The following is a 19,849-nucleotide window of genomic DNA, read 5'->3' on the forward strand; positions in this document are numbered from 1 at the left end:
ACGTGCGAATTCGCCGATCGCGGTCATGCACTTTTAAATCAGCCGAATGACGAGTATGCTTAAAAAAGCACTCCGCGTTCGAACGGCGAATCGCATGCCCTGATTCCCGTCCGCTCGTATCGCGGCCCCATCGCGCCACGCGTCGATGGCGGCGTCCGCCTCGCGCCCTGGCCGCACGAACCTTCCCCAACCATTCGCAGGAGAGCTGGTGAGCCGACTCGTCGTCGTATCCAATCGTATTGCAGATCCCCGTAAAGCCGCGGCAGGCGGGCTTGCCGTGGCCGTGAAAGACAGCCTGCAGGAATCGGGCGGCGTCTGGTTCGGGTGGAGCGGCAGGCTGCGTGGCGAAGGCGAACGCCCCGCGCACGGCGACGACGTGCAGATCCAGAATGTCGGCGGCATCCAGCTCGCGACGATCGATCTCGATCCGCAGGATTACGACGCGTATTACCTCGGCTACTCGAACAACGTGCTGTGGCCGGTGTTCCACTACCGCCTCGATCTCGCGCAGTTCGACCGCCGCTTCGCGGACGGCTACCGGCGCGTGAACCAGCTGTTCGCGCGCAAGCTGAGCACGCTGCTGCGCCCCGACGACGTCGTCTGGGTCCACGACTACCAGCTGATTCCGCTCGCCGCCGAACTGCGTGCGACGGGCTGCACGAATCCGATCGGCTTCTTCCTGCACATTCCGATGCCGCCGCCGCCGATCATGGCCGCGATCCCGGAGCACGAGTGGCTGATGCGCTCGCTGTTCGCCTACGATCTCGTCGGCTTCCAGACCGAATCGGATCTGCTTCACTTCGAGCATTACGTCGAGGCCGAAGCCGGCGCCGCGCGGCTGCCGGACGGCCGTCTGCACGCGTTCGGCCGCACGCTGTCGGCCGGTGCGTTCCCGATCGGCATCAACGTCGACGAATTCGCGGCGCTCGCGGAGAATCGCGACGGCATCGACATGTTCGAGCGGATGCGCGACGAATATTCGCGCCGCCAACTGCTCGTCGGCGTCGATCGGCTCGACTACACGAAGGGGCTGCCGCAGCGCGTGCACGCATTTCGTCAGTTGCTCGAACAATATCCGGAGAACCGCGACCGCGCGACGCTGATCCAGATCGCCGCGCCGAGCCGCGAGGATCTCGGCGCATACGACGACCTGCGGCGCGAGATGGACAGCCTGTGCGGCGCGATCAACGGCGATTACGGCGAACTCGAGTGGATGCCGATGCGCTACATCCACCGCACAGTCGCGCGCAAGCGCTTGCCGGGCCTCTACCGCGCGAGCCGCGTCGCGCTCGTCACGCCGCTGCGCGACGGGATGAACCTGGTCGCGAAAGAGTTTCTCGCCGCGCAGGACGAGGCCGATCCGGGCGTGCTCGTGCTGTCGCGTTTCGCGGGCGCGGCCGAGCAACTGAAGCCCGCACTGCTCGTCAATCCATACGACACGCAAGGCACCGCGCAGGCGATCCAGCGCGCGCTCACGATGCCGCTCGACGAGCGCCGCCAGCGTCACGACGCGCTGATGGCGATCGTGCGCAAGACCGACGTGCATTGGTGGCGCACGCGCTTTCTCGACGCACTCGCCGAAGCAGCGGAAGTCGCCGCCGCGACCGCGTCCTGACGCATCACGTCCTGACGCACGCTCACACGCCGGTCGTCTCGCGGTCGAGCACCGCGCCGTTCACATCCCGTACCGCCACCGAGATCGGAATGCCTTCGCGCATGCTCTCGGTCACCACGCAATACGCATCGAACCGGTCGAGCATGCGCGTCGCCGCCGCGAGATCGGCCCACGCCTTGCCGACCGACAGCGTCACGGCCATCGCGCCCACGCGCACCCTGCCCGCTTCGTTCTGCACCATGTCGACGTCGATATGCGCGGTGACCGGCTGCGGATCGACGCGCTGTTTCTCGAGCGCGAACAACAGGCTCGCCGCGAGGCAGCTCGCGACCGCCGCGGCCAGCAGCCGGACGGGATTCGGACCGCGGCCGGCGCCGAGCGGCGGCGGTTCGTCGGTGAGCACCGGCGAAAGCTCCGTGCCGGCAAACGTGACTTCGAAACTGAAACGCGCATGCTGCGCGACATCGACCGATACGTGCGCCTCGCTCATGGCGACTCCGTGACTGGAAAAAAGGGAAACGAAACGCCGGCGCAACGCCACGCCGGCGAGATTGAATCGCAGCGACGGCGCGGCACGCTCGTGGCCATCCGCCGGCTGCGCGACAGGCTCGCACTTCAGCGTTCGGGTTCGCGCGGCGGCCCGTATGCGACGAAATCGCGCTCGATCGCCGACGCCCGCTCCGGCGCATTCGCGCCCGCGCCCGGCCCGAGATCGGTCGTGGATGGCGCGGCGCCAGGCGCCTCGCGCCCGTCGATCAGCGCCTGCAACGCATCGCGTTCGAGCACCTCGCACGCGAGCAGCCGTCGTGCGATCCGCTCGAGCGCATCGCGACGTTCTCCGAGCGTCGACGCGACGCGCGCATGCGCATCGGTCAACAGCGTATGCACCTCGTCGTCGATCATCCGTGCGGTGTGCTCGCTGCAGCGCGCCTCGCCCGCATGCCATGCGCCGGGTATGCCGGAGCGCGCATCGCCGTCGTCGAAGCTCACCAGCCCGATCTGCTCGCTCATCCCGTATTGCATGACCATGTGGCGCGCCATCGCCGTCGCGCGCTCGAGATCGTTCTGCGCGCCCGTCGACACGTCGCCGAACACGAGTTCTTCCGCGACACGCCCGCCGAGCAGCGCGTCGATCCGGTCGAGCAGCTCGCTGCGGCGCAGGACGTAGCGATCCTCGGTCGGCACCTGCTGCGTATAGCCGAGCGCGGCCACGCCGCGCGGAATGATCGACACCTTCTTCACCGGATCGCAATGCGCGCGGCTTTCCGCGACAAGCGCATGGCCGGCCTCGTGATAGGCGATCGTCAGTTTCTCCTGCGCGTTCATCACGCGGCTCTTGCGCTCGAGGCCGGTCAGCGCGCGATCGATCGCCTCGTCGAAGTCGTCCATCCCGATCGCCGGCTTGCCGAGTTCCGCCGCATGCAGCGCGGCCTCGTTGACGACGTTCGCGAGATCGGCGCCGACGAAGCCCGGCGTGCGCGACGCGAGTTCGCCGAGGTCGACGTCGGCCGCGAGCTTCACGCGCTTCACGTGCACGCCGAGGATCTGGCGGCGGCCGTTCACGTCGGGCCGGTCGATCGCGATGTGACGGTCGAAGCGGCCCGGGCGCAGCAGCGCCGGATCGAGAATCTCCGGCCGGTTGGTCGCGGCCATGATGATCACGCCGGAGCCGGCCTGGAAGCCGTCCATCTCGACGAGCAGCTGGTTGAGCGTCTGCTCGCGCTCGTCGTTGCCGGACATCGGGCCGACACCGCGTACCTTGCCGAGCGCATCGAGCTCGTCGACGAACACGATGCACGGCGCCTTCTGCTGCGCCTGCTCGAACAGGTCGCGCACGCGCGCCGCGCCGACGCCGACGAACATCTCGACGAACGCCGAGCCGCTGATCGAGAAGAACGGCACGGCCGCCTCGCCCGCCACCGCGCGCGCGAGCAGCGTCTTGCCGGTGCCGGGCGCGCCGACGACCAGCACGCCCTTCGGAATCTTGCCGCCGAGCCGCTGGTAGCGATCCGGATCGCGCAGGAACGAGACGAGCTGCTGCAGCTCGGCCTTCGCTTCGTCGATGCCCGCGATGTCGTCGAACGTGATGCCGGTTTCCTGCTGCACGTATACGCGTGCGCGGCTCTTGCCCATTCCGGTGAAATCCTGCAGCCCGCCGCGCTTGCGCAGCATCAGGTTCCAGATGAACACGAACGCGACGAGCGGCACCAGCCACGATGCGAGCGACGCGATCCAGCCGGTGTCGGACGCGCCGTGAAAGCGGATGCCGGCGGCGCTCAGCGTGTCGATCAGCTGCGGGTCGGTCACGCGGTTGGTGGCGAAGCGCGGCGGCGTGCCGCCCGACTTCACGGCCGCGACATCGGATGCCGGCAGCATCGCGCCGGCCTGCGGCATCGTCAGCGTGCCCGTGATCGTCGTCGATCCGATCTCGAGATCGTCGACGAGCCGCGCTGCGACGAGCCGATGGAAATCGCTGTACGCGATCAGCGTCGACGCCGGACGCAGCATCAGCAACTGCGCGGCGAACAGCACGAAGAAGCCCGCCGCGATCAGTAATCCTGCGAAGTCGAATTTCCTGTCCATGGCATCGGGCCGGCCGGTCGCGCCGCTGCGCGCTTATGCGTGCCCGCGCGCCGGGCCGGCACGCGGCATCGGGAGCCACACGCATACGGTATGCATCCGCGTCATCGTCGCCTCGTTTCGTCGCATGAATGACACCGCGAAGGCGCGCCACGCGCCGTTCGCGCGGACGACGCACGGCAATGCGCCGCCCGTGATTCAAGTCTAGTTCGCGCGCGGGCGTCCCGCATCGTCCGACAAACAGCTTTCGTCGCGGCGGCCAGGCGCGTTATAGTCGCGCTCATGACATTTTTGTGACAGCCGGCATCGCCCCGCCCGGGCGCGACGCCGGCCGTTGCGTCCCGTCCCGCGTCGCGGCAGGCCGCGCGACGCTGCCGCGCATCGATCGACAACCGCCCACCCGAGGAGCTCACGACGTGAACGACACCCCCGATCGCCCCGACGACCTTCCCGTTGATCCCGACCGCCGCCGCATGCTCGGCGGCCTCGCCGCGCTCGGCGCGGGCGTCGCGCTCGGCGGCTGCGAGACCACGCCGGGCAGCGCGCCGCGCTCCGCCGCCGACCTGCGGCTCGACGAAGCGCTGCGCCGGCAGGTGCGCCACATCGTCGTGATCTATGCGGAGAACCGCAGCTTCGCGAACCTGTACGGCGACTTTCCCGGTGTGCGCTACCCGCTGAGCGAGGTGCGGCCCGAGCATGCGCAGCAGCTCGATCGCGACGGCAAGACGCCGTTGCCCGTGCTGCCGAAAATCTGGGGCGGACTCGTGCCGCAGGCGCAGGAAGTGGACGGCAAGCGCTACGCGATCGCCGAGCGCGACATCGACAAGCTGCCGAACGCGCCGTTCCGGATCGCCGATGCGCAGGGCAAGCCGCTGCCGAACGGCGTGATCACCCGCGACCTGTGGCATCGCTTCTATCAGAACCAGATGCAGATCGCCGCGGGCCGCAACAACCAGTTCGCCGCGTGGGCCGATTCGGGCGGCCTCGTGATGGGCCATTACCGCAATTCCGCCGACACGCTGCGGCTGTGGAACCTCGCGCGGCAATACACGCTGTGCGACAACTTCTTCATGGCGGCCTTCGGCGGTTCGTGGCTGAACCACATGTTCCTGATTTCCGCGCAGCCGCCGATCTATCCGGATGCACACAGGCATCCGCACGCGGCGAAGCTGCTGTCGAAGGTCGACGGCGACGATCCGGCCGGCACGCGGCTGACGCTCGCCGCCGATTCGCCGGCGTCCGCGCTCGAGGGCCCGCCGAAGTTCGCGGTCGACGGGCCGCTGACGCCCGACGGCTACGGCGTCAACACGATGGCGCCGCCGTACCAGCCGAGCTACGTGCCGCCGGCCGATCCCGGCAACGCCGCATACGCGGATCCGGCCGACCATCGCGTGATCCCGCCGCAGGGCCATGCGACGATCGGCGACCGCCTGTCGGAGAAGAGCGTCGACTGGGCGTGGTACAGCGGCGCGTGGCAATACGCGCTCGAGCACCGCGATACGGGCATGGTGCCGGATTTCCAGTACCACCATCAGCCGTTCAACTACTTCGCGAACTACGCGCCCGGCACCGACGCGCGCCGCAAGCACCTGCGCGACGCGGGCCTCGGCGACGAGCCGTCGACCAACCACTTCATCGCCGACATCGATGCGGGCCGCCTGCCGGCCGTCGCGTTCTACAAGCCGCAAGGCAACCTGAACATGCACGCGGGCTATGCGGATGTCGAATCCGGCGATCGCCACATCGCGAACGTGATCGAACGCATCCGGCGCGGCCCGCAGTGGGCGAACACCGTGATCGTGATGACGCACGACGAGAACGGCGGCTGGTGGGATCACGTCGCGCCGCCGGTCGGCGATCGCTGGGGCCCCGGCTCGCGGATCCCCGCGCTCGTGATCTCGCCGTTCGCGAAGAAGGGTTACGTCGACCACACGATGTACGACACGAACTCGATCCTGCGTTTCATCAGCCGCGTGCACGGGCTCGCGCCGCTCGACGGCGTCGCCGCGCGCGACAAGGCGTTCGCGTCGCGCGGCGCGACGCCGCCCGGCGACCTGACGAACGCGCTCGATCTCGGCTGACGGCCTGTCGACGCGTCGCCGACGTCCGCCTGAAACGACGACGCCCCGGCGCAACCCGGTTGCCCGGGGCGTCGTGCTTTCTCGTAAAGGGTAAAGGCGACGCTACGCGGCGCTGCGCAGCGCCTCGCTCGCCGAACGCGCGGCGTGACGGCCGGCCTGCCGGCCGAAGAACGTCGCGTCGGCCAGCGACAGCCCCGAGCTGTACCCCGCGCCCCAGCGCGGCAGCCCGCAGCTCGTGCGGCCGGCCGCATAGAGGCCCGCCACCGGCACGCGCGCGGCGTCAAGGACCTGCCCGGTCGGCAGCGTATCGAGCCCGCCCAGCGTGAAATGCGGATAGAACGCGTAGTCGATCCGGCAATCGAGCGCGACGAACGGCGGCTCGATCAGCGGCTTCAGCCACTTCTTCGCCTTGTGGAACAGCGGATCGACGCCTTCGGCCGCGTGGCGGTTGTAGACGTCGACGGTCGCCGTCAGCGTGCCGGCCGGCATCTGCAGGTCGCGTTCGACTTCCTCCCATGTCTCGCCCGCCGCCGCGATGCCGATCCGCGCGATCGCGGGCGGCTCCTGGTAGGTCGCCTCGTCGACCAGCAGGTAGATCCGGTCGTCGGCCTGGTGGAACGCGTGATGGCCGGTGCGGCCGTGATAGCCGTCCTCGTTGATGAAGCGCTGGCCGCGCGCGTTCACGAAGATCCCGTGGATCAGCGATTCGGGCGCGTAGAACGGCAGGCTGACGAAACCCTGGTCCATGTGGATCGCGGCCCCGCCCGCGCTCTGGCCGAGCAGGATGCCCGAGCCGTCGTCGCCCGGGCTGCCGATCGGTTCGTCCGAGCGCAGCAACTGCGGCGCGTGCCGACGCACCATGTCGCGGTTCATCGCGAAGCCGCCCGCGCACAGGATCACCGCGCGGCGCGCCCGCACGCATGCCGTCTCGCCGTACGCGCGCAGCACGACGCCGCGCACCGCGCCGGCATCGTCGACGATCAGCGCCAGCGCGCGCGTGTCGTAGCGTGTCGACACGCCGAGCGCCTGCACGCGCTCGGCCAGCACGCGCATCAGCATCTGCCCGCCGCCCCAGCCCGGCCATTGCGGCGTGTGGCCGCGCGGGCACGGCTTCGCGGCCTCGCTGAACGGCCAGGCCTCCTCGCTGCCCGACCAGATCAGGCAGTCGTCGGTTTCCGGTTCGACGATCCGCTCGGCGATGAACGTGTTCTTGTACATGAGGCCCTGCGCGACGAGCCAGTCGTGATGCGCGAGGCTCTCGTTCGCGTAGAGACGCACCTTCGCCTCGTCCGCGTCCCGGCCGCCCGCGAGCATCAGGTAGCGGTACAGGTCCTCGGTATCGTCGCTGAAGCCGGCCTGCCGCTGCGCGGGCGTGCCGCCGCTGCCGCCGAGGTAGATCTCGCCGCCGGACAGCGCGCTCGTGCCGCCGTAGCTCGATGCGCGCTCGACGATCAGCGTGTCGGCGCCGGCGCTCGCGGCTTCGATCGCCGCGCACGCGCCGGCCGCGCCGAAGCCGACGATCACGACGTCGTGTTCGGCATCCCAGCGAGGCACGTCGCGGATGTTCAGGGGGCGGGTCAGGGAATAGTCGGATGACATCGCGTAATGGTTCTGCGTGAAGGGAATCGATGAAAGACGGTGGTCGCGGCGAGCACCGCGGGAAGGCACCCCCGACACGGACCTCGGCGCGTTGTCGATGCGAGCATTCGAGCGTGCGCAGGCGAGCCGCGCGTGGTATCGCGGTCGGGAGATTCGAACGACGACGGAAAACCGGATGGGCGCCACGCGACGCATGTATCGCGGTGCTCCACCCGGTCGTTCCGCCAGGACGCCGCCGCATCGCGACGGCTTCCGGGCGACATCGAAGCGGCGCGGCGCACGGCCGCGCCGGCGTCACATGCCGCGCAGCGCGGCGAAGCCGAAGTGCGACGGATCGATCGGTACGCAACCGGTCGGCAGGCCGTTCGAGTCGACCGAGCGGCATTGCAGGATGCCGGCCGCATACGGCGGCGACGGGACCTGCTCGGCGCCATATCGCGCCATTGCCATGGCCGCGAACGTGCCCATCGCCAATACGCACAGCTTGCGAATCGTGAGTCTCATGATCGTCGTCCCCTCCGGTTGGCCGCTATCGCGGTTCGTGTCCGGCGACCGGCCACATGCAGCGGCACCGGATGACTGCACGGTAGCCAGCGCCGGCTCGCCGGCCATCGTCCGTTTCGACTAGGGACAAACGCGAAGCGGGCTGCGTGCGGCGTGCCGCGTTGCAGCATTGACGCGCGGTCGGTTCGACCGAAGGACCCGCAAACCGTCTGCCCCGGCTCGTTGCGACGAGCCGCGTCACCGTCGGACGAATGCCATGCGTCAGCCGCCGCAACGCAACATCGGACGCTGCGCCACCGCCGATCCCGGTGTTTTCCCCGATCCGTACCCTGCTCCGTATGGATGATGAGGATCGATCGGTCCGATGCGAACCTGCGCGTCGACGTCGCAATGCCGCCGCGTCCGCGCTCGCGGCGCGGCAGACGCTTTCCGTTCACTCACGGGAGTACCGCATGAACGATTCGAATCCCCGCCACGCGCTGTACGAACTTGCGTGCCGTTACGCGCAAGCCGTCGACCGGCGCGACTGGCCGCGTCTCGCCACCCTCTTCACCGCCGATGCGCAGCTCGACGGCCCCGGTTTCCGCTTCGACGACCGCGATGCGATCGTCGCCGGAATGAGCGTGATCGAGCGCTACGAGACCACCCAGCATCACGTGCACAACCAGCTCGTCACGCTCGACGGCGGCGAAGCCGATGTCGAGACCTACGGCGTCGCGTGCCACGTGTATGTCCGCGACGGCGTGAAGCGCAAGCTCGACTGGGGGCTGCGCTATCGCGACCGCTGCGTGTTCGACGGCGGCACGTGGCGCTTCGCCGCGCGCACGCTGCACGTCGACTGGTCGCAAGACCTGCCGCTGGAGGGCTGAACGATGCGCTCGCCCCTTCCCCTCGCCGGCCGCACCGCGCTCGTCACGGGCGGCGCCGGCGGCATCGGCGCGGCCTGCGCGCATGCGCTCGCGGCCGATGGCGCGGCCGTCGTGCTGATGGGCCGCCGCCGCGACGCGCTCGAACGCACGCAGCGGCGCCTTGCCGACACGGTGCCCGGCAGCCGCGTCGCGATCCACGCCGGCGACGCCTGCGACGACGCCGACCTGCAGGCCGCGCTGGATACCGCGTGGGCGCTCGACGGCCGTCTCGACATCGTCGTGCCGACCGTCGGCGGTGCCGGGTTCCGCCCGCTGCTGATGCACGACGCCGACACCTTCCGCGCGGAAATCGACCTGAACCTGCACAGCGCGTTCGCCGCGATCCGTCACGCCGCGCCGCGGCTCGCCGATAGCGGCGGCGGCTCCATCGTTTGCATCTCGTCGACGGCTGCGCGGATCAATTTCCGCTGGCTGTCCGCGTACTGCACCGCGAAGGCCGCGCTCGAGGCGCTGGTGCGCGGCGCGGCCGAGGAACTGGCCGGCGCGAAAATCCGCGTGAACGCGGTGCGGCCGGGCCTCACGCGCTCCGAAGCCACCGCCCCGATGTTCGACAACCGTGCGCTGGTCGACAGCTTCCTCGAACAGATTCCGCTCGGCACGCTCGGCGAACCGGATGCGATCGCGCATGCGGTGCGCTACCTCGCGGGCCCCGAGTCGGGCTGGGTCACCGGCCAGAGCTTCGCGGTCGACGGCGGCCACGAGTTGCGCACCAACCCGCGCGTCGACGACACGATCGCGCAGATCTACGGCGCGGCCGCGCTCGATGCGGTCAAGGCCGGCCGCGCGCCGGGCGCCGCATGAGCGCCCGCCTTCTTTCAACGTCACAGGAAATCGACCCCAAGATGAATCGAGTCGCAAACAAGGTCGCGCTGATCACCGGCGCGGCGAGCGGCGTCGGCCGCGCCGATGCGCTGCTGCTGGCCGCCGAGGGCGCGCGCGTCGTGCTCACCGACATCGACGAGGATGCGGGCCGCGCGCTCGCGCGCGACATCGGCGATACGGCGCTGTTCGTGCGCCAGGACATCGCCGACGAGGACGGCTGGCGGCACGCGATCGCGTCGACGCTCGATCGCTTCGGCCGGCTCGACGTACTCGTCAACAACGCGGCGATCTGCCCGGTCGGCTCGATCGAGGACACGAGCCTCGACACCTGGCGGCGCGTGCTGCGCGTCAACGCGGACGGTTATTTCCTCGGCTGCAAGTACGCGATCGGCGCGATGAAGCACAACGACACACCGGGCTCGATCGTGATGATGTCGTCGGTCGCCGCGCTCGGCGGCCTGCCGATGATGTGCGCATACACCGGCTCGAAAGGCGCGGTGACGGCGCTCGCGCGCAGCGTCGCCGTGCACTGCAAGCGCAGCGGCTACCGGATCCGCTGCAACTCGATCCACCCGGACGGCATCTGGACGCCGATGACGCAGGCGCTGATGCCCGGCCTCGATCCGGCCGAACTCGGTATCGGCAACGATCCGATGGCACGCATGTGCGACCCGCAGGACGTCGCGAATCTCGTGCTGTTCCTCGCATCCGACGAGTCGCGCTTCGTGAACGGCGCGGAGCTGCGGATCGACAACGCGCAACTCGTTTCGTCGCTGTGATGCGGATCGCGGCTTTTCCGTTCAAAGGAGTGTTGTGATGATTTCATTTACCGGCAAGACGGTCCTGGTCACCGGCGGCGGCGCGGGCATCGGCCGCGCGTGCGCGGAAGCATTCGGCGCGGCGGGCGCGCGCGTCGCAGTGGCCGAGCTCGACCCCGCTCGCGCGCAGGACGTGCGCCAGGCGCTCGAAGCCGCGGGCGTCGACGCGCTCGTCGGCGCCGTGGACGTCACGCGCCGCGACGAGGTCGACGCATTCGCGCGAACGATCGACGCACGCTTCGGCGGCCTCGACGTGCTCGTCAACAACGTCGGCGATTTCCTGCAGATCGCGAAGCCGTTCGACGACCATACCGACGACGACATCGCGCGGCTGTTCGACGTGAACCTGCGCCAGGTGTTCGTCGTCACGCGCGCGATGCTGCCGTTGTTGCGCAAGCGCGGCGCGGGCGGCAGCATCGTCGGCGTGTCGTCGATCGAAGGCTTCCGCGCGATTCCGAACTGCAGCGTCTATGCGTCGTTCAAGGCCGCGCTGACCGGCTTCACGAAAAGCCTCGCGCTCGAACTCGGGCCGGCCGGCATTCGCGTGAACCAGATCGCGCCGGAGACCACCGAGACGCCGCAGGTGCCCGTGAGCGCGATGGTCGCGGCCGAGCATCGCGCGCACATCCCGCGCTGGATTCCGCTCGGGCGCTTCGGTGCGGCCGGCGACATCGCAGGCGCCGCGCTGTTCCTCGCGAGCCCGCTCGCCGCGTGGGTCACCGGCACGACGCTGCACGTGGACGGCGGCGCGCTCGCGGCGGCCGGCTGGTATCGCGACCCGAACGGCTTCTGGACCAACATGCCGGTCGTCACGGGCAACGGCTTCAATTTCTGAGCGCCGATCCGCGCGGCTTCACCCGTTCAATCGTCGGTTCAATTCATGCGGCGCGCCTGCGCCGCCCTCGGAGACACCATGAAAATCCTGATCATCGGCGGCACCGGCCTCATCGGCGGCCACGCCGCGCTGCATCTGCACGCGCAAGGCAACGACGTGACGCTCGCCGCCCGCAAGCCGCCCGCGCCGGGCAGCGCGCTCGCGCAATTCGACGTGCTGCTGCGCGACTACGTGGCCGGCACCTTCACGCGCGACGATCTCGCGCCGTTCGACGCAATCGTGTTCGCGGCAGGCAACGACATTCGTCACCTGCCGCCTGGCACCGACGAAGCCGCGCACTGGGAACGCGCGAACGTCGACGCGGTGCCGCGCTTCTTCGCGCTCGCGCGCGATGCGGGCGTGAAGCGCGCGGTGCTGGTCGGCAGCTTCTATCCGCAGGTCGCACCGGCACTCGTCGACACGGTGCCGTACGTGCGCTCGCGCCATCTCGCCGACGAACGCGTGCGCGCGCTCGCGTCGCCTTCGTTCGCGGTGTGCAGCGTCAATGCGCCGTTCGTCGTCGGGTCGGTGCCGGGGCTGCGCAACGAGATGTTCGCCGCGTACACGGGCTATGCGCAGGGCAAGCTCGCCGGCCTGCCGGTATACGGGCCGGCCGGCGGCAGCAACTTCATCTCGACGCAATCGCTGTCGGAAGCGATCTGGGGCGCGCTGCAACGCGGCGCATCCGGCAAGGCGTATCTCGTCGGCGACGAGAACCTGAGCTTCGCCGACTACTTCGCGGCCTTCTTCCGCGCGGCCGGCAATCCGCAGCCGGTGCCGTCGCTCGATCAGGAGCATCCGCTGCTGCCCGATATGGCGATCTACACGGGGCGCGGCAACGTCGTGTCGTACGAACCCGATCCGGCCGATATCGCGCTGCTGCGCTACCGGCGCGGCGACGTGCAGCGCGCGGTGAACGAAGTGGTCGCGCATTGCGGCGCGTAGGCGCACTGCCGGCGCAACACGCGCAACGCTGAAACGAAGCAGAAACGAAACGTCCCGCCGCCGGCGATGCATGCCGGCGGCGGGACGTTCATGCCACCCCGTCGTTACTTCGTTGCTTCGACTCCGATCGTCAGCCGCCGATGCGCTGCTCGATCTTCTTCATCGTGTCGGTCAGTTCGGCCGGCAGACGCAGCTTCAGCGTGTCGAACAGCGCCGCATGCAGCTTCAGTTCCTCGCGCCATTCGCCGGCGTTCATCGACGTCACCGCCTCGAACTGCTCGCGCGTGAAGTCGAGCCCGTCCCAATGCAGGTCGTCATAGGCCGGCGACACGCCGAACGCATGGTCGCCGCCGCCGCCGTTGCCCTCGAGGCGATCGAGCATCCATTTCAGCACGCGCATGTTCTCGCCGAAGCCCGGCCACACGAACTTGCCGTTCGCGTCCTTGCGGAACCAGTTCACGCAGTAGATCTTCGGCAGCGTGGCGCCGGCGCCTTCGATCTGCTTGCCGAGCTTCAGCCAGTGCGCGAAATAATCGCTCATGTTGTAGCCGCAGAACGGCAGCATCGCGAACGGGTCGCGGCGCACGACGCCCTGCTGGCCGGCAGCCGCGGCGGTCGTCTCCGAGCCCATCGTCGCGGCCATGTACACGCCTTCGATCCAGTCGCGCGCCTCGGTCACGAGCGGCACGGTCGTCGAGCGACGGCCGCCGAAGATGAACGCGTCGATCGGCACGCCGGCCGGATTTTCCCAGTCCGCGTCGATCGACGGGCATTGCGATGCCGGCGCCGTGAAGCGCGAGTTCGGGTGCGCGGCCTTGCGGCCGATTTCCTTGCCGATCTCCGGCGTCCACGGGTTACCCTGCCAGTCGGTCAGCTTCGCGGGCGGCGTGTCGGTCAGGCCTTCCCACCACACGTCGCCGTCTTCCGTCAGCGCGACGTTCGTGAAGATCACGTTTTCCTTCAGCGTCGCGATCGCGTTCGGGTTGGTCTTCACGCCCGTGCCCGGCGCGACGCCGAAGAAGCCGGCTTCCGGATTGATCGCATACAGGCGCCCGTCGCGGCCCGGCTTCAGCCAGGCGATGTCGTCGCCGATCGTCGTGACCTTCCAGCCGTCGAAACCCTGCGGCGGGATCAGCATCGCGAAGTTGGTCTTGCCGCACGCGGACGGAAACGCCGCCGCGACGTGATACTTCTTGCCGGCCGGCGACGTCACGCCGAGGATCAGCATGTGTTCGGCGAGCCAGCCCTGGTCGCGGCCCATCGTCGACGCGATGCGCAGCGCGAAACACTTCTTGCCGAGCAGCGCGTTGCCGCCGTAGCCCGAGCCGAAGCTCCAGATCTCGCGCGTATCGGGGAAATGCACGATGTACTTGACCGGGTTGCACGGCCACGGCACGTCCTGTTGCCCTGCTTCGAGCGGATGGCCGACGCTGTGCACGCACGGCACGAATTCGCCGTCCTCGCCGAGCACGTCGTAGACATCGCGGCCCATGCGCGTCATTATCCGCATGTTCACGGCCACGTACGGGCTGTCGGACAGCTCGACGCCGACGTGCGCGATCGGCGAGCCGAGCGGGCCCATCGAGAACGGCACGACGTACAGCGTGCGGCCGCGCATCGAACCGCGGAACAGACCGTTCAGCGTCTCGCGCATTTCTTCCGGCGCGATCCAGTTGTTGGTCGGGCCGACGTCGTCGGGCGAGTCGGTGCAGATGAAGGTGCGGTCCTCGACGCGCGCGACGTCGGACGGATCGGACTGCGCGAGATACGAGTTCGGGCGCTTCGCCGGATTCAGGCGCGTGAGCGTGCCCTGGTCGACCATCGCCTGGCACAGCGCGTCGTTTTCTTCCTGCGAGCCGTCGCACCAGACGACGCGGTCGGGCTCCGTGAGCGCCGCGATACGCGACACCCAGTCGATCAGTTTGCGATGCTTGACGAATGCCGGGGGAGCGATCAGCGGGCCGTGCGTCGCTTCGGCCAGATTGTTTTGCGACATGGAAATGTCTCCAGACTATTGGGCGGGGATGGGGGATGCGGGACGCGCCCGCGAGATGGGGAATGCGGTCGGAGCGCAGGAAGCAGCGACGCGCAAGGCGGGACACGCGAGCGGAGCGCGTGTCGATGCCGCGATGCGGGCGAGAGAATGTGATGTCTCGTATGAGCGTGCGAACGCGAGTTTCGCCATGCAAGCAACCTGCCGTACAACTCCATGCCGGCCAGCATACCATCGCCGTTATCGTGCGGGCGTTGCGTTGCAACAAGAAACAACTGTGACGACGTGCCGGCATGCCGCTTGCCGGCGCGTCCTTTTTATTGCCCCGACGCGTGAGCTTTGGGGACGAAACGGCTGGAACGTCCGTCCTGCAAGGGTTTCGCGAAAACGGAAAAATCGCGCGACAGGTTCGCATGCGATGCGCGCGAACGGTCGCGGCGCAGATTCGTGTTTTCGCTACTCAGGCAAACCCTGAATTAGGTTGCGCACACAAACATCCATCTCGCATGCGTCGTGTGCGCCACCGCTCAAAACGGCGCGCCCGGCAATCCGGGGTAATACGCGCCTGCCGCCATCCCGCCGTCGACGGACAGTTCGGCACCGTTGCAGTACGACGCTTCGTCGCTCGCGAGAAACAGCGTCGCGCGCGCGATTTCGTCAGGCAAGCCGACGCGCTGCAGCGGCACGTGCGTGTAGTGCTTGTTGATCTCGTCGAGCGGCGCGCCGGTCGGATTCGACATCGCGGTGTTGACGCCACCGGGATGGATCGAATTCACGCGCACGCCCTGGTGGCCGAGTTCGAGCGCCGCCACCTTCGTCAGGCCGCGCACGCCCCATTTGCTCGATACGTAGGCGGCCAGCGCGTTCACGCCGCGCAGCCCGTCCACCGACGAGATGTTGACGATCGACCCGCTCTTCTGCGCGATCATGCGCGGCGCGATCGTGCGAATGCCGACGAACGTGCCGACGAGATTGATCGATACCGCGCGCTCGAAATCACGTTTCGACAATTCGGTGATCGCGCCGAACATCAGCACGGCCGCGTTGTTCACGAGCACGTCGATGCGGCCGAACTGCTCGACGGTCGCATCGGCGACACGCGCCCAGTTCGCCTCGTCGCTCACGTCGAGCCGCATGAAGCGTGCCGCGTCGCCGAGTTCGCGCGCAAGCGCCTCGCCTTCCGCGTCGAGCACGTCGCCGATCACGACGCGCGCGCCCTGCTCGACGAACAGCCTGCATGTCGCGGCGCCCATCCCGCGCGCGCCGCCCGTGACGATCGCCACCTTCCCTTCCAGTCGACCCATGTCGCTCTCTCCTCGATGCTTTCCGATTCCGGTTTGCCGGCCGCAACGCGCTGCCACGCGCATCGGTGCCGGCCCTCGATGTGCGTCGCGTTTGCCGTCAGCCCCAGTACGCCTGCCCGCCGTCGAGCGGCAGCGTGGCGCCCGTCAGGTACGCGGCGTCGCGGCTCGCGAGAAACACGATCGCGCGCCCGATGTCCTGCTCGCAGTCGCCGACGCGGCCGAGCGGGATCGTGCGGAAGAACGCGGCCGCTTCGTCCGGATTCGCGTCGATCCAGCCCTTCAGCCCCGGCGACAGCGCGTGCGGCGCGACCGCGTTCACGCGAATGCCGTCGGCGCCCCATTCGCATGCCGCCGCACGCGTGAGCGCGCGAATCGCTTCCTTGGTCGCCGCGTAGGCGCCATAGCCCGACGCGTCCCAGCGCACCGCGGCCGACGACGCGAAATTGACGATCACGCCATCGCCCTTCAGATGCGGATGGCACGCGCGCATCATTCGCAGCGTCGCGATCGGCCCCGACTCGAGACCCGCGAGAAAATCCGCGTCGGTCACGTCGAGCAGGCGGCCGAGCGGCACGACCTGCGCGTTGTTGATCAGGATCTGCACGCCGCGAAACCGCTCGACGACCGCATCGACGCAGCGCGCAATCTGCGCGGCGTCCATCACGTCGCACACGAACGGCTCCGCGATACCGCCGCGAGCGCGGATCGCGTCGCAGGTCGCGACGAGCTTGTCGCGCGTGCGGCCGACCACGGCCACCTGTGCGCCTTCGGCCGCGAGCGCGTGCGCGACGCCTTGCCCGACGCCCTGCCCCGCGCCCGTCACGAGCGCGACCTTCCCTTCGAGGATGCCCATCTGCACTCCTTAGGCGACGATCGCCGGATGAGCCTGCACCGGCCCGCCAAGCAGTTCGCGATACGACGGCGGCTGCTTGCCGTCGACGTCCGCGATGCCATACTGCAGCGCGGCTTCCGCGCCGACCAGCACCTGACCCGACAGCGCCATGCGCTGCGGATCGGCGTGGATCGCATGAATCACGCGGCCGGTGAATTCCGGGCTTTCGGCAACGAGCGAGAATTCCTTGTACAGATCCGGATGCTCGTCCCACACGCGCGTCGTGCGTTCGGTGCGCAGCGGCCCCATCCAGATCGACACGGCCGCGACGTCGAACGGTTTCAGGTCGACGGCCATGTCCTTCGCGAACTTGTCGACGCCGGACTTCTGCGCGCCGTACGCGGCGCCGTGCATGTAGCAGCTCGCGCCGAACGACGACGTGAACGCGATCAGCCCGCTGCGGCGCCTCGCCATCAGCGGCGCGGCGTGCCAGCTCGCGACGTACGCCGAGCGCAGCCCGACGTCGAGGATGTTCACGAGGTCGAGCGACTTCTCCCAGAACGGGCCCGGCAGGATCAGCTGGTCGTGCAGGTAGGTCGCGTTGTTGACGAGGATGTCGAGCCGCCCGCTGTCGTGTTCGACGCGCTCGAACAGCGCCTTCACCTGCGCGTCGTCCGCGTGGTCGCACGCGACGGCGATCCCGCGGCCGCCGAGCGCGTCGATCTCGCGCGCGGTTTCGTGGATCGTGCCGGGCAGCGGCGCGTCGCCTTCGTTCTGCGAGCGGCCCGTCACGTAGACGGTCATGCCGGCCGCGCCGAGCGCGCGCGCGATGCCCTTGCCCGCGCCGCGCGACGCGCCCGTCACGACGGCGACCGGCGCCTCGTTGTTCTGTGCCATGTTCGATGTCTCCTAAGGATTGCTTTTCAACCTGCGTGGGTAGTGCGCGTCGTCACGCGGCAGGCGGTTGCGCGCCGGCGAACAGCACGCCCGGTGCGTCGCCGTCGTAGCGGGCGGACAGCGTCGACGTGACGACGCAGCGCGTGCTCACGATCTTCCATTCGCCGTCGACCTTCCGGTATTCGTCGTCGTAGGTCGCGCCGAGCTGCGTGAGCGTGCGCGCGTTGGTGTCGAGCATCTGGTAATGCAGGCCCCACGTGCCGCGCGCATGCGTGTCGTCGAGCACGGTGATGTCGGGATTCACGCCGTGGTGCATCTCGACGATGTGCGGGTGGCAGCCGAGCCGCTCGAACACGTCGACGAGCGCGTCGCGGTGGTCGAACGTGCCGATCCGGCCGTAGTCGATGTGCACGGTGCCGGGCGCGAAGCAGTCGCGCATCCCTTGCGGATCCTTCCGGTCGCAGCACGTGAAGTAGCGCGCCTTCAGGCGGCGGATCGCGTCGGCGTCCTCCAGCCTGCGCACGCGCGCTTCCATTCGTTCGATCGGGGTCATGCCGTCTCCTTGGTCTCGTGTGCGCGGATCGAAGCCGCGTCGACGCCACGTTACAGGCGCAAGGAACGCTGGCCATCACCTGTTTGGATGAACCCCGATGCCGTGTATCGGCGAGGTTGAACGCAGCCCCCGCGGCGTTCGTCCGAACAGACGATGTGATGCAGGCGGCTTCGTTCCTACCATCGAACGACACCACCACGAGACACGGCGATGGACGAGACGACCCGCACGCTCCACGAGTACGAGCAGATCCGCCAGCTGAAGTACCGGTATTTCCGCGCGGTCGACACGCACGACTGGTCGCTGCTCACGCAATGCCTGACCGAGGACTGCGAGGCGCGCCTGTACGGCGGCCGCTATACGTACGACGGCCGCGACGCGTTCGTGTCCAGCCTGCGCGAACTGATCGGCAAGCCCACCTTCCTGACGATGCATCACGGCCACCACCCCGAGCTCACGCTGGTGTCCGCCGATCACGCGTGCGGCGTGTGGTTTCTCGAGGATCATGCGATCAATCTTGAGGATAACTACCTGCTGCACGGCACCGCGTTCTACGACGACCAGTACGTGAAGCGCGACGGCGTGTGGCGCATTCATGCGACGCGTCACGAGCGCTTGTTCGAAACCGTCACGTCGCCGATTCCGCCGTCGTTCACGCTGACCGCCAACCGCTTCGCACCGGGCGCGCACGACGCATCCGGTGCGATCGATCCGGCCGTCAGCGCTTCCTGAAACCCGGCGGCAGCGCCGCCGACCTCGTCATTCCCTTTGGAGCCGGAGCAATGGAGAAAGTCATTTACGTGTTGTGGCGCGATGCACAGGCCGCGCCCGAGCAGTGGAGCCGCAGCGTGCGCGCGCAGCTCGCCGACAAACTGCTGTCGCTAGGCGCGCACGGCGTTCAAGTGAACGTTGCCGACGCCGATGTCGCGCCGGCCGCCGGCCTGAAGCAGACCAACACGCACCCGGGCATCGACGGCATCGTCGCGATGTGGATCGACAGCGCGAACCCGATGTTCCGTCAGCCGTTCGACGACGCGGTGCGCGCGATCGTCCCGCACATGGCTGCATATCTCGTCACGGAGTCTCAGCCGATTCCGAACACGCGCTTTCCTGCGCGGCCCGGCGAGCGCACGAGCGGCTTCTCGCAGCTCGCTTTCCTGAAGCGCCCGCCGCGCCTCACGCACGAAGCATGGCTCGACGTATGGCACGGCCATCACACGCGCGTCGCGATCGATACGCAGGACAATTTCCTGTACGTGCAGAACGTGGTCGTGCGCGCGCTCACGCATGCGGCGCCCGGCTACGACGCGATCGTCGAGGAATGCTTCCCGGCCGCCGCGATGACCGATCCGTACGCGTTCTTCGATGCGGTCGGCGACGAGGAGAAATTCCAGCGCAACGTCGCGGAAATGATGGACAGCTGCGGACGCTTCATCGATTTCGACAAGATCGACGTGGTGCCGACGAGCCAGTACATCGTGAAGGCCGTGCGCGGATAAAAAA

The 19,849-nt window shown here is 68.5% G+C and carries 18 protein-coding genes; 9 read left to right on the forward strand and 9 right to left on the reverse strand.

The features are described from left to right. The first annotated feature begins 208 nt into the window (after positions 1 to 208). Positions 209 to 1,615, forward strand: coding sequence for an alpha,alpha-trehalose-phosphate synthase (UDP-forming) (otsA, locus tag ACV22V_RS07005; RefSeq protein WP_059525559.1), 1,407 nt, complete (start codon positions 209 to 211; stop codon positions 1,613 to 1,615). 22 nt (positions 1,616 to 1,637) lie between these two features. Here otsA and ACV22V_RS07010 read toward each other — a convergent pair whose 3' ends face one another. Together ACV22V_RS07010 and ftsH are read right to left on the reverse strand one after the other, a co-directional pair. Continuing rightward, positions 1,638 to 2,105 carry an OsmC family protein gene (locus ACV22V_RS07010; RefSeq protein ID WP_059525561.1) on the reverse strand — a complete coding sequence of 156 codons (468 nt, stop codon included), beginning with the start codon at positions 2,103 to 2,105 and terminating at the stop codon, positions 1,638 to 1,640. 125 nt (positions 2,106 to 2,230) lie between these two features. Beyond that, the gene (gene ftsH / locus ACV22V_RS07015) at positions 2,231 to 4,198 is read right to left on the reverse strand and encodes an ATP-dependent zinc metalloprotease FtsH (RefSeq protein WP_448013352.1); all 1,968 of its coding nucleotides are present in this window, start codon (positions 4,196 to 4,198) and stop codon (positions 2,231 to 2,233) included. Between the two features lie 413 nt (positions 4,199 to 4,611). On the opposite strand from ftsH, the gene ACV22V_RS07020 reads away from it, so the two are divergent. Next, positions 4,612 to 6,276 (forward strand): acid phosphatase, encoded by a 1,665-nt coding sequence (locus ACV22V_RS07020; protein WP_448013353.1) that lies wholly within the window; start codon positions 4,612 to 4,614, stop codon positions 6,274 to 6,276. A gap of 102 nt (positions 6,277 to 6,378) precedes the next feature. Here the strand turns inward: ACV22V_RS07020 and ACV22V_RS07025 are convergent, their stop codons facing one another. Beyond that, entirely contained in the window at positions 6,379 to 7,875 is a 1,497-nt protein-coding gene (locus ACV22V_RS07025; protein ID WP_448013354.1) for an FAD-dependent oxidoreductase, read from the reverse strand. Between the two features lie 294 nt (positions 7,876 to 8,169). Next, on the reverse strand, positions 8,170 to 8,379 hold the full coding sequence (locus tag ACV22V_RS07030; RefSeq protein ID WP_059525742.1) for a hypothetical protein: 210 nt from the start codon (positions 8,377 to 8,379) through the stop codon (positions 8,170 to 8,172). Between the two features lie 452 nt (positions 8,380 to 8,831). On the opposite strand from ACV22V_RS07030, the gene ACV22V_RS07035 reads away from it, so the two are divergent. From ACV22V_RS07035 to ACV22V_RS07055, 5 genes are all read left to right on the forward strand, one after another. Continuing rightward, positions 8,832 to 9,248: a nuclear transport factor 2 family protein gene (locus tag ACV22V_RS07035; RefSeq protein WP_448013355.1), complete on the forward strand. Its 417-nt coding sequence runs from the start codon at positions 8,832 to 8,834 to the stop codon at positions 9,246 to 9,248. 3 nt (positions 9,249 to 9,251) lie between these two features. Then, the gene (locus ACV22V_RS07040) at positions 9,252 to 10,109 is read left to right on the forward strand and encodes an SDR family NAD(P)-dependent oxidoreductase (protein ID WP_448013356.1); all 858 of its coding nucleotides are present in this window, start codon (positions 9,252 to 9,254) and stop codon (positions 10,107 to 10,109) included. Between the two features lie 41 nt (positions 10,110 to 10,150). After that, on the forward strand, positions 10,151 to 10,909 hold the full coding sequence (locus ACV22V_RS07045; protein ID WP_059525573.1) for an SDR family oxidoreductase: 759 nt from the start codon (positions 10,151 to 10,153) through the stop codon (positions 10,907 to 10,909). A gap of 37 nt (positions 10,910 to 10,946) precedes the next feature. Beyond that, a complete protein-coding gene (locus ACV22V_RS07050; protein WP_059525575.1) occupies positions 10,947 to 11,783 on the forward strand; it encodes an SDR family NAD(P)-dependent oxidoreductase in 837 nt (278 codons plus the stop codon). 78 nt (positions 11,784 to 11,861) lie between these two features. Further along, positions 11,862 to 12,767, forward strand: a complete 906-nt coding sequence (locus ACV22V_RS07055; RefSeq protein WP_448013357.1) for an NAD-dependent epimerase/dehydratase family protein — start codon at positions 11,862 to 11,864, stop codon at positions 12,765 to 12,767. A gap of 130 nt (positions 12,768 to 12,897) precedes the next feature. Here ACV22V_RS07055 and ACV22V_RS07060 read toward each other — a convergent pair whose 3' ends face one another. The 5 genes from ACV22V_RS07060 to ACV22V_RS07080 all read right to left on the reverse strand — a co-directional run bounded on the left by ACV22V_RS07060 (position 12,898) and on the right by ACV22V_RS07080 (position 18,346). Then, positions 12,898 to 14,763: a phosphoenolpyruvate carboxykinase (GTP) gene (locus tag ACV22V_RS07060; RefSeq protein WP_448013358.1), complete on the reverse strand. Its 1,866-nt coding sequence runs from the start codon at positions 14,761 to 14,763 to the stop codon at positions 12,898 to 12,900. 524 nt (positions 14,764 to 15,287) lie between these two features. Then, positions 15,288 to 16,064, reverse strand: a complete 777-nt coding sequence (locus tag ACV22V_RS07065) for a glucose 1-dehydrogenase (protein ID WP_059690153.1) — start codon at positions 16,062 to 16,064, stop codon at positions 15,288 to 15,290. A gap of 97 nt (positions 16,065 to 16,161) precedes the next feature. Further along, on the reverse strand, positions 16,162 to 16,917 hold the full coding sequence (locus tag ACV22V_RS07070; protein WP_175909955.1) for an SDR family NAD(P)-dependent oxidoreductase: 756 nt from the start codon (positions 16,915 to 16,917) through the stop codon (positions 16,162 to 16,164). Between the two features lie 9 nt (positions 16,918 to 16,926). Then, on the reverse strand, positions 16,927 to 17,793 hold the full coding sequence (locus ACV22V_RS07075; protein WP_448013359.1) for an SDR family NAD(P)-dependent oxidoreductase: 867 nt from the start codon (positions 17,791 to 17,793) through the stop codon (positions 16,927 to 16,929). A 52-nt stretch (positions 17,794 to 17,845) separates the two neighbouring features. Beyond that, entirely contained in the window at positions 17,846 to 18,346 is a 501-nt protein-coding gene (locus tag ACV22V_RS07080; RefSeq protein WP_448013360.1) for a nuclear transport factor 2 family protein, read from the reverse strand. A gap of 210 nt (positions 18,347 to 18,556) precedes the next feature. Here ACV22V_RS07080 and ACV22V_RS07085 point away from each other — a divergent pair, with 210 nt between their 5' ends. Together ACV22V_RS07085 and ACV22V_RS07090 are read left to right on the forward strand one after the other, a co-directional pair. Continuing rightward, complete coding sequence (locus ACV22V_RS07085) at positions 18,557 to 19,078, forward strand: nuclear transport factor 2 family protein (RefSeq protein ID WP_448013361.1); 522 nt, start codon at positions 18,557 to 18,559, stop codon at positions 19,076 to 19,078. Between the two features lie 50 nt (positions 19,079 to 19,128). After that, positions 19,129 to 19,845 (forward strand): EthD domain-containing protein, encoded by a 717-nt coding sequence (locus ACV22V_RS07090; RefSeq protein ID WP_448013362.1) that lies wholly within the window; start codon positions 19,129 to 19,131, stop codon positions 19,843 to 19,845. Positions 19,846 to 19,849 lie beyond the last annotated feature (4 nt).

The organism is Burkholderia sp. AW33-5, assembly GCF_053427615.1.

Coding starts and splice junctions, on each gene's coding strand:
- ACV22V_RS07010 (WP_059525561.1), bottom strand. CDS start 2,105: ATGAGCGAGGCGCACGTATCGGTCGATGTCGCGCAGCATGCGCGTTTC.
- ftsH (WP_448013352.1), bottom strand. CDS start 4,198: ATGGACAGGAAATTCGACTTCGCAGGATTACTGATCGCGGCGGGCTTC.
- ACV22V_RS07025 (WP_448013354.1), bottom strand. CDS start 7,875: ATGTCATCCGACTATTCCCTGACCCGCCCCCTGAACATCCGCGACGTG.
- ACV22V_RS07030 (WP_059525742.1), bottom strand. CDS start 8,379: ATGAGACTCACGATTCGCAAGCTGTGCGTATTGGCGATGGGCACGTTC.
- ACV22V_RS07035 (WP_448013355.1), top strand. CDS start 8,832: ATGAACGATTCGAATCCCCGCCACGCGCTGTACGAACTTGCGTGCCGT.
- ACV22V_RS07040 (WP_448013356.1), top strand. CDS start 9,252: ATGCGCTCGCCCCTTCCCCTCGCCGGCCGCACCGCGCTCGTCACGGGC.
- ACV22V_RS07045 (WP_059525573.1), top strand. CDS start 10,151: ATGAATCGAGTCGCAAACAAGGTCGCGCTGATCACCGGCGCGGCGAGC.
- ACV22V_RS07050 (WP_059525575.1), top strand. CDS start 10,947: ATGATTTCATTTACCGGCAAGACGGTCCTGGTCACCGGCGGCGGCGCG.
- ACV22V_RS07055 (WP_448013357.1), top strand. CDS start 11,862: ATGAAAATCCTGATCATCGGCGGCACCGGCCTCATCGGCGGCCACGCC.
- ACV22V_RS07060 (WP_448013358.1), bottom strand. CDS start 14,763: ATGTCGCAAAACAATCTGGCCGAAGCGACGCACGGCCCGCTGATCGCT.
- ACV22V_RS07065 (WP_059690153.1), bottom strand. CDS start 16,064: ATGGGTCGACTGGAAGGGAAGGTGGCGATCGTCACGGGCGGCGCGCGC.
- ACV22V_RS07070 (WP_175909955.1), bottom strand. CDS start 16,917: ATGGGCATCCTCGAAGGGAAGGTCGCGCTCGTGACGGGCGCGGGGCAG.
- ACV22V_RS07075 (WP_448013359.1), bottom strand. CDS start 17,793: ATGGCACAGAACAACGAGGCGCCGGTCGCCGTCGTGACGGGCGCGTCG.
- ACV22V_RS07080 (WP_448013360.1), bottom strand. CDS start 18,346: ATGACCCCGATCGAACGAATGGAAGCGCGCGTGCGCAGGCTGGAGGAC.
- ACV22V_RS07085 (WP_448013361.1), top strand. CDS start 18,557: ATGGACGAGACGACCCGCACGCTCCACGAGTACGAGCAGATCCGCCAG.
- ACV22V_RS07090 (WP_448013362.1), top strand. CDS start 19,129: ATGGAGAAAGTCATTTACGTGTTGTGGCGCGATGCACAGGCCGCGCCC.